This is a genomic window from Rahnella perminowiae (assembly GCF_019049695.1).
In the GTDB taxonomy this organism is placed as follows: domain Bacteria; phylum Pseudomonadota; class Gammaproteobacteria; order Enterobacterales; family Enterobacteriaceae; genus Rahnella; species Rahnella perminowiae.
In genome coordinates this window covers 145,687-162,437 of the sequence record NZ_JAFMOT010000181.1, presented here as the reverse complement: position 1 = coordinate 162,437, position 16,751 = coordinate 145,687, and the positions used below count along the sequence as shown (strand labels likewise).

General features: G+C 52.6%; 14 protein-coding genes and 6 tRNA genes. 11 read left to right on the top strand and 9 right to left on the bottom strand.

The annotated features are described in order from the left end of the window. Positions 1–35 precede the first annotated feature (35 nt). Positions 36–509: a multidrug/biocide efflux PACE transporter gene (locus tag J1781_RS16620; protein ID WP_217233904.1), complete on the bottom strand. Its 474-nt coding sequence runs from the start codon at positions 507–509 to the stop codon at positions 36–38. Positions 510–653: 144 nt separating this feature from the next. Here J1781_RS16620 and J1781_RS16615 point away from each other — a divergent pair, with 144 nt between their 5' ends. After that, positions 654–1,541 (top strand): LysR family transcriptional regulator, encoded by an 888-nt coding sequence (locus J1781_RS16615; protein ID WP_129952215.1) that lies wholly within the window; start codon positions 654–656, stop codon positions 1,539–1,541. On the opposite strand, the gene J1781_RS16610 is transcribed toward J1781_RS16615, so the two are convergent. Next, entirely contained in the window at positions 1,530–3,188 is a 1,659-nt protein-coding gene (locus tag J1781_RS16610) for an alpha-keto acid decarboxylase family protein (RefSeq protein ID WP_217233903.1), read from the bottom strand. The two genes, J1781_RS16615 and J1781_RS16610, sit on opposite strands and share 12 nt — an antisense overlap. A gap of 327 nt (positions 3,189–3,515) precedes the next feature. On the opposite strand from J1781_RS16610, the gene mgrA reads away from it, so the two are divergent. Both mgrA and J1781_RS16600 read left to right on the top strand, forming a co-directional pair. Further along, on the top strand, positions 3,516–4,505 hold the full coding sequence (gene mgrA, locus J1781_RS16605; RefSeq protein WP_129952213.1) for an L-glyceraldehyde 3-phosphate reductase: 990 nt from the start codon (positions 3,516–3,518) through the stop codon (positions 4,503–4,505). A 159-nt stretch (positions 4,506–4,664) separates the two neighbouring features. Next, complete coding sequence (locus tag J1781_RS16600; protein ID WP_037038488.1) at positions 4,665–5,099, top strand: DUF2502 domain-containing protein; 435 nt, start codon at positions 4,665–4,667, stop codon at positions 5,097–5,099. A gap of 74 nt (positions 5,100–5,173) precedes the next feature. Here J1781_RS16600 and J1781_RS16595 read toward each other — a convergent pair whose 3' ends face one another. Further along, positions 5,174–6,403: an Nramp family divalent metal transporter gene (locus tag J1781_RS16595; protein WP_217138989.1), complete on the bottom strand. Its 1,230-nt coding sequence runs from the start codon at positions 6,401–6,403 to the stop codon at positions 5,174–5,176. A gap of 416 nt (positions 6,404–6,819) precedes the next feature. Here J1781_RS16595 and J1781_RS16590 point away from each other — a divergent pair, with 416 nt between their 5' ends. After that, positions 6,820–8,007 carry a NupC/NupG family nucleoside CNT transporter gene (locus tag J1781_RS16590; RefSeq protein ID WP_013574449.1) on the top strand — a complete coding sequence of 396 codons (1,188 nt, stop codon included), beginning with the start codon at positions 6,820–6,822 and terminating at the stop codon, positions 8,005–8,007. A 134-nt stretch (positions 8,008–8,141) separates the two neighbouring features. Here J1781_RS16590 and J1781_RS16585 read toward each other — a convergent pair. Together J1781_RS16585 and J1781_RS16580 are read right to left on the bottom strand one after the other, a co-directional pair. Then, positions 8,142–8,217, bottom strand: a tRNA-Ala gene (locus J1781_RS16585). A 71-nt stretch (positions 8,218–8,288) separates the two neighbouring features. Beyond that, positions 8,289–8,364: transfer RNA gene (locus J1781_RS16580), tRNA-Ala, on the bottom strand. Between the two features lie 353 nt (positions 8,365–8,717). On the opposite strand from J1781_RS16580, the gene J1781_RS16575 reads away from it, so the two are divergent. After that, a complete protein-coding gene (locus J1781_RS16575) occupies positions 8,718–9,509 on the top strand; it encodes a formate/nitrite transporter family protein (protein ID WP_013574448.1) in 792 nt (263 codons plus the stop codon). 101 nt (positions 9,510–9,610) lie between these two features. Here the strand turns inward: J1781_RS16575 and gltX are convergent, their stop codons facing one another. Beyond that, entirely contained in the window at positions 9,611–11,029 is a 1,419-nt protein-coding gene (gene gltX / locus J1781_RS16570; RefSeq protein ID WP_217158570.1) for a glutamate--tRNA ligase, read from the bottom strand. Between the two features lie 264 nt (positions 11,030–11,293). Between gltX and J1781_RS16565 the strand changes: the two genes are divergently transcribed. The 4 genes from J1781_RS16565 (at position 11,294) to J1781_RS16550 (ending at position 11,693) form a co-directional block, all read left to right on the top strand. Next, positions 11,294–11,369: transfer RNA gene (locus J1781_RS16565), tRNA-Val, on the top strand. Positions 11,370–11,415: 46 nt separating this feature from the next. Then, a tRNA-Val gene (locus J1781_RS16560) sits at positions 11,416–11,491 on the top strand. A gap of 43 nt (positions 11,492–11,534) precedes the next feature. Further along, a tRNA-Val gene (locus J1781_RS16555) sits at positions 11,535–11,610 on the top strand. Between the two features lie 7 nt (positions 11,611–11,617). After that, a tRNA-Lys gene (locus tag J1781_RS16550) sits at positions 11,618–11,693 on the top strand. Between the two features lie 110 nt (positions 11,694–11,803). On the opposite strand, the gene eutC is transcribed toward J1781_RS16550, so the two are convergent. From eutC to eat, 3 genes are read right to left on the bottom strand one after another with little or no spacing between them, the layout of a single operon-like run. Continuing rightward, on the bottom strand, positions 11,804–12,613 hold the full coding sequence (gene eutC, locus J1781_RS16545) for an ethanolamine ammonia-lyase subunit EutC (protein WP_217220024.1): 810 nt from the start codon (positions 12,611–12,613) through the stop codon (positions 11,804–11,806). Between the two features lie 11 nt (positions 12,614–12,624). Continuing rightward, positions 12,625–14,007, bottom strand: a complete 1,383-nt coding sequence (locus J1781_RS16540) for an ethanolamine ammonia-lyase subunit EutB (protein WP_217138986.1) — start codon at positions 14,005–14,007, stop codon at positions 12,625–12,627. A gap of 21 nt (positions 14,008–14,028) precedes the next feature. Beyond that, positions 14,029–15,438, bottom strand: a complete 1,410-nt coding sequence (eat, locus tag J1781_RS16535) for an ethanolamine permease (RefSeq protein ID WP_129952208.1) — start codon at positions 15,436–15,438, stop codon at positions 14,029–14,031. Positions 15,439–15,714: 276 nt separating this feature from the next. Between eat and J1781_RS16530 the strand changes: the two genes are divergently transcribed. Both J1781_RS16530 and J1781_RS16525 read left to right on the top strand, forming a co-directional pair. Beyond that, entirely contained in the window at positions 15,715–16,266 is a 552-nt protein-coding gene (locus J1781_RS16530) for a nucleotidyltransferase family protein (protein WP_217138985.1), read from the top strand. Positions 16,267–16,389: 123 nt separating this feature from the next. After that, positions 16,390–16,731: a FlxA-like family protein gene (locus J1781_RS16525; RefSeq protein ID WP_129952206.1), complete on the top strand. Its 342-nt coding sequence runs from the start codon at positions 16,390–16,392 to the stop codon at positions 16,729–16,731. Positions 16,732–16,751: the final 20 nt, after the last annotated feature.

Here is a 16,751-nt window from a genome sequence, read left to right as displayed (position 1 = left end):
TGCCGGCGGGCTTTTTGTACCTTCAGTAACGCGGATCAACGTCTGGCCGGGCAATCTTCTGCGGCCAGACGGCGGTTCACCCAGCGCTGACGCAACGTGTCGTAAACCCAGTTGTAGACCACGGTATACGGCAGGAAGAACAGAAAGAATCCCACTTCCAGCATCAAGGCATCCAGCAGCCCGATCCCCAGCCACAGCGCGGCAACCGGCAGACCAATCATGATAAATCCACCTTCGAAGCCCAGCGCGTGCGCCACGCGGGTTTTAAATGTCCGCACCACCCGGGAAACTGGCCAGAATTTGTCGAACAGACTGTTATAGACAACGTTCCAGACCATCGCTGTCGTCGACAACATGATCGCCAGTGCGCCCATTTCCCAGACAGGTTTGTTCAGCGCCCAGGCTGCGGCGGGGGCTGAAATCAGCACAGCCAGAATTTCGAAACCTACCGCATGAAAAATGCGTTCGCCGAACGTTTTCTGCGAGATATTCCGTGTTTGCTTAGCCATAAAAACCTGCCTGATTTCTGATCGTTGTTAGGTGAACTGCTACGTGACGGCTGTCACAGGCGGCTATTATCATCAGTAAATAAGATAGATAAAAGATAGGAAGTATCGGTAAAATAGATGGGTTAAAACCAGAAGGAGCACAGGATGCGCTATTCACCGGAAGCCCTGATGGCTTTTGTCGAAGCGGCCGATACCGGATCATTCTCAGCAGCGGCACGTAAGCTGCGCAAGAGTCAGTCTACCGTCAGTACAGCCATCGCCAATCTGGAAGTGGATCTGGGCCTAACGCTGTTTGACCGCCAGAGCCGTCAGCCGGTGCTGACACCGGCCGGTCAACGCGTACTTAGTCACGTTCAGGCTATTCTGGCGGCCAGCGAGCGGCTTGATGAACTGGCGATACGTTTGTCGGCACAGGTCGAAACCCGCCTGACATTCGTGTTGTCGGACACTTATCAGCCGACCCACCACGAGGCGCTGCTGCGTCGGTTTGAGCGCCGTTACCCCGATATCGAATTTGAATGTCAGATCGCCGAAGATCAGGATGTGATTGACCTGTTACAGTCCGGCCGCGCCCATATTGGTATGGTGGAAGTGCAGGATCATTATCCGCCGGACATCGGCGTAGCACGTTTACCGGAACAAACGGACATGTCGGTGTTTTGCAGCCGTGAGCATCCGCTGGCAAACACCACAGGTCTGCAGCCGGAACAGTTGCATACCTTCCGCCAGCTTTGCCTGCAACCTTATAGCCGCCGTGAAATGCCGCAAACACAGGGGCAAATCTGGTCAGCGCCAAGCTATCTGATGTTGCTGGAAATGGCAGAACAGGGGTTTGGCTGGGCGATACTGCCGCACTGGCTGGTGCAACAGTTTGGCCATGACAAGCTTGTCAGCCTGCCGTTACGCGGCTGGCCGAAGCAAATTTCCGTGGATGCAGTCTGGAGTAAAAACAATCAGCCCGGTCCGGCGGGCTGGTGGTTCATCGACCAACTGACTAACCCGCCGTCACCGGACACTGATCTATTGCCCTGAGTTACGCTTCGCCAGTGATTTAGTCACTGAATTAAGCAAGTCAGGAATATCCATCTTCGGCAAAATGACTTCTATCCAGGCCATCTGCCGCCGTGCGGTGGCCTTCTCTATCGCTTCTTTCAGCGCCTGCGGCGAATCCGCCCGCGCGCTGAACACTTCTGTCCCTCCGAAGGCCGCCGGGAACTGTGTCCAGTTCCACTGTGCAATATCGTTATAGCGCTGGGTTTCACCATGGATTGCCCGTTCAACGGTGTAACCGTCATTATTAATCACAAAAATAACCGGTGGCAGACCGTAACGGATCGCGGCACCTAATCCCTGCAGGGTAAGCTGTGCAGATCCGTCGCCAATCAGCAGCACAACACGGCGCTCAGGTACGGCGATCTGTACACCAAACGCAGCGGGCAGCGTGAAACCGATAGATCCCCATAAAGGCTGGACGACAAACTGGCACTCTTCCGGCAAATTCAGCGCTGCCGCACCAAAACAGGCCGTGCCCTGCTCAGCGACCAGCACATCTCCCGGTTGCAGGAAATCCTGAATCTGTTGCCAGAAGGCATATTGCCCGAGGCTGTTATCGTGCGACAACGGCAAGCTATTATGTTTAACGGGATAGGGTGTCTGGGTGCCAGCCAGCTCAGCGGTAAGCCGGTGCAGCACGCTGACCGTTTTTTCGAGCGGTAGCTGGTGGAAAATCTGGTCACCTACCCGGGCATAGAAGGGCTGAAGGTCAATACATTTTCCGGACGGAAGCTGCTGGGTAAAACCGGCGGTAATGGTGTCAGTGAATTTCACCCCGACCGTGATCACCACATCGGCCCCTTCAATCGCGTCTTTCGTTGATGGTGCGCTGGCGGCCCCGGAATAAGTACCGGCAAAATGCGCCTGTTGCTCGTTAAATAAACCTTTGCCCATCAGCAATGTTGAATGCGCCAGCGGCACGTCTTCCATCCACTGTTCCAGCGCAGCTTTAACCCCGAAACGGTCTGCCAGAAAATCTGCCAATAGTGAAACCCGTTTTGCGCCCCGCAACTGCGTTTCAGCAGCAGCAACAAAAGCATCCAGAGAAGAAGGTGAGAAAGGCGGCTGACGCACAGGTAACGCCTGCGCCCGGGTACTGACCGGCAATGCGGCCACGTCGCTGGGCAGCAACAGATACCCCGGCCGCGAGTTGTACATGACCTCTTCAATGACACGGTCGATTTCAGCCAGGGCATTTTCCGGTGTGAGGGACGCCTGCGCCACGCTGACCGGCGCGGACATCCGTGCGAAATGGGTGAATACACCATCTCCCAGCGTGTGATGCAGCAACTCCCCCTTACGCTGAGACGTCAGCGCTGGTGCGCCCACAATATGCACGACAGGCACATATTCCGCATAACTGCCGGCAATGCCATTCAGCGCACTCAGTTCACCGACACCAAATGTGGTCAGCAACGCCGCCAGACCCTTAATACGCGCATAACCATCTGCGCCATAGGCAGCATTTAATTCATTGGTACAGCCGACCCAGGTGATTTGCTGATGATTGATCACGCTGTCGAGGAATTTCAGATTGTAGTCGCCCGGTACGCCAAACAACTCGGAGATCCCGCTTAATGATAAGCGGTCCAAGAGATAGTCACCTACGGTATATTCATTATCCATGACGATCCTCTGTTAAAAATAAAGTAAACAGTTAATCCCACTAATTTAAGTATTACCCCAAACCGGGGAAGAGGATATTAATTATCCGAAATAAGGCATGGCAACGCAGAGTTACACCCCTGCACTGCGTTAAGGCAGGAAAGCGGATTCAGCAGTAAAGATAATATGCAGGAAGAATAGTCACGGTAATCAATCTCTCTACGCGTAAGGATTGTTCCGGATGTGATCTGATTAGCTGGAAATGCTTGTGAAAGCGCATACACTAAAATGGTTTTTTTATGAAGTTATTACCTTCTGTTCACTCCTGAATTGATTATAAGGACTCACATGGTGTATCAAGCCAGTCCAACCCGTTACGAGAATATGGAATACCGTCGCTGCGGCCGGAGCGGTCTGAAATTACCCGCCGTTTCTCTTGGCCTGTGGCATAACTTCGGCGATAACGCGCATTTTGAAAATGGCCGCAAACTCATCCGCCATGCTTTTGACCATGGGATTACCCATTTCGATCTGGCTAATAACTACGGCCCGCCTCCGGGTTCTGCGGAACAACATTTCGGCCGCATCCTGCAGGAAGATTTATTGCCCTACCGCGATGAGCTGATTATCTCCTCCAAAGCCGGTTACACCATGTGGGACGGCCCGTATGGAGACTGGGGCTCAAAAAAATATCTGGTCGCCAGCCTGAATCAGAGCCTGAAACGCATGGGTCTGGAGTATGTGGATATTTTCTATCATCACCGTCCTGATCCTGATACGCCGCTGGAAGAAACGATGGCGGCGCTGGATTTAATCGTACGTCAGGGCAAAGCGCTTTACGTCGGCTTGTCGAACTATCCGGCAGAACGCGCGAAAAAAGCGTTTGAGATTTTGCAGCAACTTGGCACGCCATGCCTGATCCATCAGCCGAAATATTCGATGTTCGAACGCTGGGTGGAGGCGGATTTGCTGGATACGCTGGCGGATAACGGCGTGGGTTCCATCGCCTTCTCGCCACTGGCGGGCGGCGTGCTGACGGACCGTTACCTGGCAGGTATTCCTGAAGATTCCCGTGCGGCCAGTGACAGCAAGTTCCTGACTGCGGATCAACTGACAGAAGAGAAACTGGCGAAAGTGCGTAAGCTGAATGAGATTGCCCAGGCACGTGGTCAGAAACTGTCGCAGATGGCGCTGGCCTGGGTTCTGCGGGGCGACCGCGTGACGTCTGTCCTGATTGGCGCCAGTAAAACCAGCCAGATCGACGACGCCGTGGGCATGGTCTCACATCGCCATTTCAGCGCAGAAGAACTGGCGGCTATTGAAGGGATTTTAGTGTAAGCGGTTACTCTTCAGTATAAAAAACGCGCCTTTATGGAGGCTTCGTAAGCAAACCGTTAAGGCGCGTAAATCATTCAAAACAGGATTGTAAGCAATAGAACCGGTGTCCGCTTCCCCTTATAACTGTCAGCATAAATTATAAGGAATCTGGGGCCACACATGTTAAAACCGGTACTTTTTGCGACTTTGTTCTTTGCCCTGCTCCCTGCGGCGGTACCCACCGTGCAGGCCAGCAGTTTCAGCCTGAATACGCCGGGCCTTTCTATCAATATCGGTGACCGCGACAGGCGGGGTTATTACTGGGACGGCTATGACTGGCGTAACCCAAGCTGGTGGAACGGCTATCGGGGCCACCACTATGGTGCACGCAGCCCGCGCGGCTATTACTGGGATGGTTATCGCTGGCGCGATCATGGCTGGTGGAACGAACGCCATCCGCCACGTCGTCCGATGCCACCGCCGCGTTATTATTACAGCGACCACGGGCGTGCGCATTATGATCACGGCCGCGGGCCGGATCGGGGTCGGGGACATGACCGGGGGCACGGCCATGATGATCACCGGGGCGGCGGGCATGGCGACCACCGCCATTAATCAACTGAATAAAACAAACAAAAACGGGACAGCGCAAACTGTCCCGTTTTTGTTTGTCTGTCGCTGAGCAGGCGTTATTTCAACATACCGATCAGCAGATAGAGGTTAAGGCTGACGACGATCAGCACGATGACCCGGCCCGCCCACTGGACGGTTTTCGTATTCACCATATCACCCATCAGGCTGCGGTTACCGGTAAAAGCCAGCAACGGCAGCAACGCCAGCGCAATCCCGAAGCTCAGCAAGACCTGGCTCATCACCAGAATGCGTGTGGCATCTAATCCCATCAGGATCACAATAAAAGACGGCATCATGGTCACCGTACGGCGAACCCACAGCGGAATGTAGAATTTCACGAACCCCTGCATCACCACCTGCCCGGCCAGCGTACCGACCACTGTTGAAGATAAACCGGCAGCCACCAGACTCAGACCAAAGGTAGTCGCAGCAGCGTGACCCAGCAATGGTTGCAGCGTCAGATAGGCTTCATCCAGCTCGCTGATCCCACTGTGTCCGCTGAAATGAAATGCCGCTGCGGCTGTCGCCATCATCGCCAGATTCACGAAACCGGCAATAGTCATGGCAATGCCGACATCCAGCTTGGTGGCTGAATAACGCTGCGCTTTAGAGGCTTTACCGCCCCGCTGAGTCAGCGAGGAGTGCAGATAGATGACATGCGGCATGATGGTCGCACCGAGTACACCGGCAGCCAGATAGACTGAATCGGCGGTTGGCAGTGCAGGGATCAACATGCCTTTGCCCAGCGCCACCATGCTCGGTTGCGAAAAGAATAACTCAACGATATACGCCGCCGCGACAAAAAGCAGCAAACCGGCGATCACCAGTTCCAGCGGCTTTTGCCCGCGTTTTTGCAGCCCGAGGATAATAAAGGTCGCAATCCCGGTGAGCACCGCGCCTTGTAACAGCGATACCCCGAGAAGCAGTTTAAAGCCAATGGCGGCACCAATAAATTCGGCAAGATCGGTAGCCATCGCGATAATTTCCGCCTGCACCCAGTAAGCCCAGACAGCCGGACGCGGGAAACGATCGCGGATATGTTCGGCCAGGTTTTTGCCGGTGGCGATACCGAGTTTGGCAGACAACAACTGGATCAACATCGCCATGATGTTGGCCCATACCACCACCCACAGCAACTGATAACCGTAAGAGGCTCCGGCCTGAATATTAGTCGCAAAGTTGCCCGGATCGATATAACCGATGGCGGCAATAAAAGCCGGCCCCATCAGTGAAAGCTTCATCTTTCTGGACGCGCGGCCTGTGGATTCGGCCCGGCTGTTCAGCATAGTTAGTTAACCCTTACAATTATTACGCTTACATCAATCATATCTAATTGATAATGATTATCAAGTGCATTTAGAATGATCTGAGTGATTGCTCTGATAGGCAGCAGCTGTAAGCGGGAAGGTAATAACTGAGAGGTGATTCGCTCACCCGATTTCAGAAAGCCAGACGCATCGTACTTTCCTAAAACAGACATTAACGGGCCAGATTCAGAATGCATTACGGCACATGATAAAACTAGCACAGGAATGCTAATTGTGCTTAGTTTTATTAACATCTTGATTTTTTGTGTGATGAGCCGTGATTTGTTGCAATTCGTGTCTGTAATTTCTATATTTGCAATCGACTTCACGTTTTAAATGTACGCGTTACATAAAATGTCCGTCGAAATATAGCCTGCCTCTAATTTGGAGCACCCATGTCCCGAATATTGCACTTTGTATTAGCGTTGGCCGTTGTCGCTGCACTCGCTTTACTGGTGAGCCGTGACCGGAAAAATATCCGTTTACGTTTCATTGTTCAGCTGCTGGTCATCGAAGTCTTATTAGCCTACTTCTTCCTGAATTCTTCTGTTGGTTTAGGTTTTGTGAAAGGCTTCTCAGACTTGTTTGAGAAATTATTAGGATTCGCTGCGGAAGGGACCGGCTTCGTATTTGGAGGCATGAGCGATAAAGGATTAGCGTTCTTCTTCTTGAAAGTTTTGTGTCCGATCGTGTTCATTTCTGCACTTATCGGTATTTTACAACACATTCGTGTACTGCCTTTCGTCATCCGTATTATCGGTACGGTTCTGTCGAAAATTAATGGCATGGGAAAACTGGAATCTTTCAACGCCATCAGCTCCCTGATTTTGGGTCAGTCAGAAAACTTTATCGCGTATAAAGATATTCTGAGCAAAATGTCTGAAAAACGTATGTACACCATGGCAGCCACAGCAATGTCGACGGTTTCTATGTCGATTGTGGGTGCGTATATGACCATGCTCGAACCGCGCTTTGTTGTTGCTGCGCTGGTGCTCAACATGTTCAGTACTTTCATCGTACTGTCGTTGATCAACCCTTATAAAGTTGATTCAGAAGAAGACCTGCAAATCGGTAATACGCATCAGGGCCAGAGCTTCTTTGAAATGCTGGGTGAATATATCCTGGCGGGTTTCAAAGTGGCTATCATCGTTGCAGCCATGCTGATTGGTTTCATCGCACTGATCTCCTGCCTGAATGCATTGTTTGACGTGGTATTCGGTATCACCTTCCAGGGCGTGCTGGGTTATGTCTTCTATCCGTTCGCATGGATGATGGGTGTGCCAAGCCACGAAGCCTTGCAAGTCGGCAGCATCATGGCAACCAAACTGGTTTCCAATGAATTCGTTGCGATGTTGGATCTGCAAAAAGTCGCAACTGAGCTGTCACCTCGCGGCGTGGGCATCCTGTCCGTGTTCCTGGTGTCATTCGCGAACTTTTCCTCGATCGGTATCGTTGCAGGTGCTATTAAAGGTCTGAACGAACATCAGGGCAACGTGGTTTCACGCTTCGGTCTGAAACTGCTGTACGGCTCAACGCTGGTCAGCGTGTTGTCTGCTTCTATCGCAGGTCTGGTACTGGCGTAGTAAGCCAATACAGAACGACAAGAAACCCGCTTCGGCGGGTTTTTTTTATGTCTGCAATTCAGGCAGGAAAACCGGAAGGAAAATCACAAACCCCGGAAAGCAAAAAACCTGCCGAAGCAGGTTTCTTTAATATTTGGTGGAGATAAGCGGGATCGAACCGCTGACCTCTTGCATGCCATGCAAGCGCTCTCCCAGCTGAGCTATACCCCCACACGAGGTTGTATCTGTTTACTTTTTGTTTCCCTGGGAAGGAAACAGCCAACTTGCTCTGGAAAGGAAGTTGGTGGAGATAAGCGGGATCGAACCGCTGACCTCTTGCATGCCATGCAAGCGCTCTCCCAGCTGAGCTATACCCCCAATTCATGCCCGTAAAAACGGGTGAACGGGGCGCATAATATGAAACGTCGCTACCCCTGTCAACGGCTAAATCCGTTTCTGAATTCAAGCGCTGAAAAAGCCGTCAAATCCCTCATCCCTCCGGCAAAAAACACCTTTCTTCAGGGAAATTTTCAGACAGACACTTTGTTTTACAAAACACCCGCCAGCCCGCACGATTCCTAGCTTTCTGATCTGCTTACGCATTTCCTTAACATCTATGTCCGAATAATTAATAGAATGTTAGCAGACTATGAAAATCGTCTTGTTTTGAGATAAATCTCAGAATAGACTGCTCGCGCAATAATCATAACTTAAACCATTCGAGCACTCCCATGTCCTTGTATTCACCTAAAGAAATCGCTTCCATCGCCGTCACAGCGGGCGTTAATAAAAGCCGCGCCACCGTGTTGAATTTGTTAATTTTGGGCTTCCTGGCTGGCGCCTTTATCGCCACCGGTTTCCTGTTGGATCTGCATGTAATAGGGACATTACCTGCTTCCTGGGGTTCATTCAGTAACTTGCTGGGCGCTGCTGTGTTTCCGGTAGGCATCATTCTGACTGTATTAGCAGGGGGAGAACTGCTGACCGGTAATATGATGACCTTACCTATCGCCTGGTTCGCGCGTCAGATCAGCCTTTACGCTGTTTTGCGCAACTGGTTCTGGGTGACTGTCGCTAACCTGCTGGGCAGTCTGGCCGTGGCCTATTTCTTCGGTCACGTTCTGGGGCTGACGGAAGGGGCTTTCCTGAGCAAAACCGTGGCAACCGCCACTGCGAAGGTCAATGCAGACTTCATGCACGCGTTCATTTCTGGTATCGGCTGTAACTGGCTGGTGTGTCTGGCAATCTGGCTGGCCTTCGCCAGTAAAGAAGTGGGCGGCAAAGTGATCGGTATGTGGTTCCCGGTTATGGCGTTCGTGGCCATCGGCTTCCAGCACGTGGTGGCAAATATGTTCATCGTGCCTGCAGCAATCTTTGCCGGTGCGCTGAGCTGGTCAGAATATCTGCCTAACTTCGTGGCCGTCTTCCTCGGTAACGCTGTAGGGGGTGCAGGCTTCGTTGGTCTGATGTATTTCCTGGCCTACCGTCCGACCGTTGAAACACCGGCGACTGAACAACGTTAATTAAGCCGTTTTCACGCTTACGTTTTACGGAAATACAAAAGCCAGCCGGTTTCCCGTGCTGGCTTTTTTACGACTCTTTTTAACAAGCTACTGAGCGGACATTACTGCGCTTGTGTTTCACGCTCAGCAATGAAGGCTAATGCCATATCGATACGCGCCAGCACACGGCGCTGACCGATAGCATGAACGGTGACGTCAACACCCGGTGACTGACCTGCGCCGGTTACCGCAACGCGCAGTGGCATCCCTACTTTACCCATCCCCACTTCCAGCTCATCCGCTGTGCCCTGAATCGCGTGGTGAATGTTCTCAGCAGTCCAGTCAGTGATTGCAGCCAGTTTGGCGCGCACCACTTCCAGCGGCTGGCGCGCAACCGGACGTAAATGTTTCTTCGCCGCATCCGCATCAAACTCTGCAAAATCTTCATAGAAGTAACGGCAGGACTCGGCCATTTCTTTCAGGGTTTTGCAGCGCTCACCCAGCAGGGTGACGATTTCGAACAGTTGCGGGCCGTTACGGGTTTCGATACCTGCCTGCTCCACATGCCACAACAGATGGGTCGCCACATAATGCGGATCCATCGTATTAATGTAGTGGTGGTTCAGCCATTGCAGTTTTTCAGTGTTGAACGCACTGGCTGATTTGCTGACGTTTTCCAGTGAAAACAGGGCTTTCATTTCATCACGGCTGAAAATTTCCTGATCGCCATGAGACCAGCCCAGACGCACCAGATAGTTCAGCAGGGCTTCGGGCAGATAACCGTCATCACGGTATTGCATCACGCCTACCGCGCCGTGGCGTTTAGACAGTTTTTTACCGTCATCGCCCAGAATCATTGAAACGTGCGCATAAACCGGTACCGGTGCGCCCAGCGCTTTCAGGATGTTGATCTGGCGCGGAGTATTGTTGATGTGATCTTCACCACGGATAACATGGCTGATTTCCATATCCCAGTCATCAACGACAACGCAGAAGTTATAGGTCGGGGAACCATCGGTACGGCGGATGATCAGATCATCAAGCTCGTCATTGCTAAATTCGATCGGACCGCGGATCTGGTCGTCAAAAATAACCGAACCTTCCTGTGGGTTACGAAAACGCACGACACACGGCTCATCGGCCGCGTGATGTTCATGGCTGTCGCGACAATGTCCGTCATAACGAGGCTTCTGGTTATTCGCCATTTGTTCCTCACGCAACGCTTCCAGACGTTCTTTAGAACAATAGCATTTATAAGCCGTGCCGTTTTCCAGCATCTCATCAATCACCGCGTTATAACGGTCAAAACGTTTGGTCTGGAAATACGGGCCTTCATCCCAGTCCAGATTCAGCCAGTTCATGCCATCCATAATCGCGTCAATAGCAGCCTGGGTGGAGCGTTCGAGATCGGTGTCTTCGATACGCAGCACAAATTCACCGCCAAGGTTGCGGGCAAAGAGCCAGGAATAGAGCGCGGTACGGGCGCCACCGACGTGCAGATAGCCGGTCGGGCTTGGGGCAAAACGGGTTTTGATTTTCATCCGGGTGCAACCTTAATCACGCAACGCCAAAAAAACGTCGCTATCAATTAACAAAAAGTGGCAGACATTCTACCACTCTGCCCTGATTCCTCAACGCACAACCAGAGGCAGTCGCGTGGTTTAAGGCCATGAATGCGTAAAGAATCGACTACGGGGGCGAGAAACCCGTCAGGTTGACTAAAAATAAGCCGAACGAACATTTTTGTTTTTAAAAAGCGTTGACGTAATTTCAAGTATCCCTATAATGCGACTCCATCACGACGGGGGCGATTAGCTCAGTTGGTAGAGCATCTCCTTTACACGGAGGGGGTCGGCGGTTCGAGCCCGTCATCGCCCACCACTCTTTAAGAGTGCCGCGTTGTGATAAGTAGGAAGAATTGAGAAATGGGCGATTAGCTCAGTTGGTAGAGCATCTCCTTTACACGGAGGGGGTCGGCGGTTCGAGCCCGTCATCGCCCACCATTTCTCAGCACATTTCTTCTTACCGAGGGAAGTACCCAGAAGTGGGCGATTAGCTCAGTTGGTAGAGCATCTCCTTTACACGGAGGGGGTCGGCGGTTCGAGCCCGTCATCGCCCACCACTTCTGCGGGCCGTTAGCTCAGTTGGTAGAGCAGTTGACTTTTAATCAATTGGTCGCTGGTTCGAATCCAGCACGGCCCACCAATTCAGAGAAAAGCGCCTTTAGGCGCTTTTTTCGCATCTGTACTCCGGAACTTTAACCGTGATGGAGGCGAACCAGCTGCTGGTTCGAGCCTCTCTCCCCCTCTTTCCCCCTATTTTAATTTAAACATCGGCACGACTTTGTTGTGCAGCGCCGGGTTATCGCTTTCATCTTTCAAATTCACGCCCGACAGCTGGCGATGGAAGGACTGCTCAAGCAGCCAGGCGAGTTTAAAAGCGGCCTGAGGATAATTGAGCCCTTCCGGCCGCACATTGGAAATACAATTTCTTTCCGATTCCAGCCTTTTGGTATGCGGCCCCCAGGTCATGTAAATACCTAAACTGTCGGGAGAGGATAATCCCGGGCGTTCTCCTATCAAAATCGCCACAGCCTTCGCTTTCATCACCTGCGCAATATCATCGCCCAGTGCCACCCGCGACTGATGCGCAAGTACCACCGGCCCGATTTTCAGCTCCAGCGTACGCAGATACGGCAATAACGCCGCAATCAAGGGTACGGCCTGGCGGTGCACGGCTTTCGATGACAGACCATCAGCAATGACCAGTATCACGTCTGCCGGCTCCGGTGCCAGCTGCTGCAATGCCTGACGGCTGGTTTCTGACAATTTGCGCCCGAGATCAGGACGACAAAGATAGGTCGCCCTGTCCGGAGCCGCGCTGGCAACGGTCAGTGTTTCCAGCCCCAGCGCATAAAGTTCGGGTTCAAGCTTCTGGCTGTCAAAGGGCTGATGTACGGCATCACGCGCCTGCGCATGCGCTAAACCAAACCGTAGCAGCTCTTCTGTGGGCAAACTCGACCCTGCCCGTCCCAGCGCGATACGTGCGGCAGTAAACTGACGCAGCGTTTCCCAGGGGTTATTATGTACCACGGACGATAAGCCCTGCCCTTTTTCATTGTTCATCAACGCCAACCTCAGCTCAGTTGCGGTAACTGACGCAGTAACGGATGGGACGCGCGGGTATCCTGTAAGGCGCCCTGCGGATCAATAATTTTCATTTTCTCCAGCCAGACGGCAAATTCCGGCGCATGTTTCAGCCCGAGTAATTCGCGGATATATAACGCATCATGGAAAGAAGTGCTCTGATAATTGAGCATGATGTCATCCGCGCCCGGTACGCCAATCAGGAATGTCAGTCCGGCGGTGCCAAGCAGCGTCAGTAAAGTATCCATATCATCCTGATCGGCTTCGGCATGGTTGGTGTAACAGACATCGCAACCCAGCGGTACGCCCAGCAGTTTGCCGCAGAAATGGTCTTCCAGTCCTGCACGGATGATTTGCTTGCCGTCATACAGATATTCCGGCCCGATAAACCCCACCACGGTATTGATCAGCAGCGGTGAAAAATGCCGTGCAATCGCGTATGCCCGCGCTTCACAGGTTTGCTGATCTATCCCGAAGTGTGCATTAGCGGATAAACAACTCCCCTGCCCGGTTTCGAAATACATCACATTGTCGCCGAGCGTCCCACGCCTGAGGCTGAGTGCCGCCTGTTGCGCTTCCGCCAGCAATGCCAGATTGATACCAAACCCGCTGTTCGCCGCTTCAGTGCCTGCAATTGACTGAAACACCAGATCCACCGGCGCGCCGCGCTCCACCAGTTTGATGGTGTTGGTAACATGGGTCAGAACACAGGACTGCGTAGGGATGTCAAAGCGCGTGATGATGTCATCAAGCATGTAATTGAGATTTTCCAGCAACGGTAAACTGTCGCTAGCGGGATTGATGCCGATTACCGCATCGCCGGAACCATAGAGCAAGCCGTCAAGCATACTGGCGGCAATGCCCTGTAAGTTATCGGTCGGATGATTCGGTTGCAGGCGCACGCTCATGTGACCAGGCAATCCGATAGTGTTGCGAAATTGAGTGATCACTCTGCATTTTTTAGCCACCAGGATCAGATCCTGATTACGCATCAGCTTGCTGACAGCTGCCGCCATTTCCGGCGTAATCCCGCGGGCAACCGCAGCCAGCACCGTACTGTCCGTTTTCTCACTGAGCAGCCAGTCGCGGAAATCTCCGACGGTGAGATGCGAGATCGCGGCAAACGCCGCGACATCATGAGTATCGACAATCAGCCGCGTGACCTCATCATCCTCATACGGCACCAGTAATTGTTGCAGAAAGGTTTTGAGCGGCACATCGGCCAGTGCCATTTTCGCCGCCATCCGCTCTTCGGCGCTGGCGGCAGCCACTTCAGCCAGATAATCACCTGACCGTGCGGGCGACGCCTTTGCCATCAGTTCGCGTAAATCCTTAAACTGATAGCGTCGGTGACTTAATGTCGTCTGAAACATAACACTCCTTAGCGCACCGGATTATTTGCTGCTTTTAGCGGGCACCGGGCGCAGGCCACGTAATTGCGGATCTTCTGCAGCATCCGTTCGCGCCTGATGGGTGATGCGGAACCAGGCATACGCCAGCAACATCATGGCGGCGAAAATCAGAAACAGTAAGGTGTTGTAGTAAATCATAGCGATCAGACAGACAACAGCCAGTACCAGCGCCAGCGCCGGTGCAAAAGGATAGAGCGGCGCACGGAACGGGCGGATTAAATTCGGTTCGCTGCGACGCAGCTTAAACAGCGCAGCCATAGAAATGATGTACATCACAATGGCACCAAATACCGACATCGTCACGATATTGGCCGTCAGCGGCTGGCCGCCGATGACGATCAGTGAATCTGAGAAAATGGCCGCAATGCCCACAACGCCCCCGGCGATGATACCGAGATGCGGTGTCTGGAAACGGGCATTGACGCTGGCCAGTCGTTTAGGCAAATAACCCGCCCGGGCCAGCGCAAAGATCTGCCGGGAATATCCCATGATAATGCCATGGAAAGAGGCTATCAGGCCAAACAGCCCCAGCCAGACCAGCATGTGTAGCCAGCCGCTGTTGCTGCCGACAATCAGTTTCATGGCCTGTGGTAAGGGGTCGTTAATGTTCGACAGCTTGGTCCAGTCGCCCACACCACCGGCAAACAACATCACGCCGAGCGCCAGAACGGTCAGGGTCAGAATACCGCCGATAAAGGCTTTCGGAATGGTACGCTGCGGATCTTTTGCCTCCTCTGCGGCCATTGATGCGCCTTCTATGGCCAGGAAAAACCAGATGGCAAAAGGTATGGCCGCAAAGATGCCGGAAAACGCCGCCGGGCTGAAAGTGTCGCTGCCCGCCCATCCGCCGTGAACAAAGTTCGACATTTCAAAACCGGGTGCCACCACGCCCATAAAGACCAGCAATTCGAAAATCGCCAGTAACGTGACCAGCAGTTCAAAGGTGGCGGCAATACTGACACCAAGAATATTGAGCACCATAAATACCAGATACGCGCCTACAGCCACCCATTTCGGCTCAATGGCCGGAAACTGCACATTGAGATACGCGCCGATCGCCATCGCGATAGCGGGCGGTGCAAAGACAAACTCCACCAGCGTGGCAAAACCCGCCACAAATCCACCGGTGGGCCCGAACGCACGGTAAGCGTAAGCGAAAGGCCCGCCGGCGTGCGGAATCGATGTGGTGAGTTCAGTAAAACTGAAAATAAAGGCACAATACATGGCCGCTATCACCAGTGCGGTGATAAGAAAGCCCAGCGTGCCTGCCTGCGCCCAGCCATAACTCCAGCCAAAATATTCGCCGGAGATTACCAGTCCGACAGCGATGCCCCAGAGTTTAAAGCTCCCCAGTGTACGTTTTAAAACGGGTGCGACTTTCGTGGTTTGCATAAATGATCCCCTGCCCGGTGGTAAATCAATTCTGTAAGAAGAGAAAATGTGACAGCCTTGCCCATTCCTGGTGTTACAAAGGTTGATGTTGCAAAGGCTGTACCACTTAAGAAGCCCTGAGCAAATGCGGTCCGGAGCCGTATTCCGGGGAGATTTGCCACATTTTAGCGCGCTGCAGTCAACCGCATCTCCGAAATGGTGCGTTGAAAAAGTGTCACCAAATGGCGCTACACTTTGGCTTCTCAGAACGAAGATGTGCAAAAAGGAGAACATCGTATGGCGACCCTGGAACAGAGAATCATTACCTGGCTCAGAGAGGAACCGCTTCACTTGCAGGCGCTGACGCAGGCACATGCACTGGGTCTTAACGACGGGTGGCTGGCGGCGGGATTTGTCCGGAATCTGGTCTGGGATCGGCTGCACGGCTATATACAGGCCACACCGCTTAATGATATCGACCTGGTATATTTCAATCCTCAGGATTGTTCGGCACAGACTGACAAACGCTATGAACAACATCTGAAAGCGAATTCGCCCGATCTCCCCTGGTCAGTGAAAAATCAGGCCCGCATGCACGAGCGTCACGGTCATACGCCTTATGTCTCCAGCGCTGAGGCAATGAGCTACTGGGTGGAAGTGGAAACCGCTATCGGCGCAAGAATGAATACTGACGGGCAAATCGAGCTGAACGCGCCGCTGGGACTGGAGGCTTTGTTTGCTTTCAGTATTACGCCAAACCCGCGCCATGCGATCCCCGCCGTTTTTGCCGAACGGGTCCGCAGCAAAGGCTGGCTGAGCCGGTGGCCGAAGCTCAGCGTGAAAGCGTGAATCGAATAAAAACCATAAATACTGTAAGGAATATGAAAAGCCGGTAAAGCCTCTCTGATTACTGCCGATATCTGTTACGCACGCTTACGTGCAAAATTTTATTCTTACTAAGTGAGGCTTTTTATGACAACTATCAGCGCGACTGGCAGTTCGGTGGGCTCCGCGTCCACCAGTGACTCAGGCAGTGCCAGCCAGATTGCAAAACTGACTAAGCAGATTACCAAACTGACTGAACAGCTCAAAAGTCTGGGCGGTTCAGGCGAAGATGCTGACACAGTTAAGCAAAAGCAAGAACTCCTGCAGCAGCAAATCGAACTGCTGCAACAGCAAATCGCTCAGATTCAACAACAGCAGGCTCAGAAAGCGCTTCAGCAACAGCAGCAACAACAAGCCGCCGCCGAAATGAAGAAAGACGAAGGCGTGAATAAGCCCTCAGAAACCAATGCTGTCGATATTTACGTGTAACCGCAGTTAAAGCCTGAAAC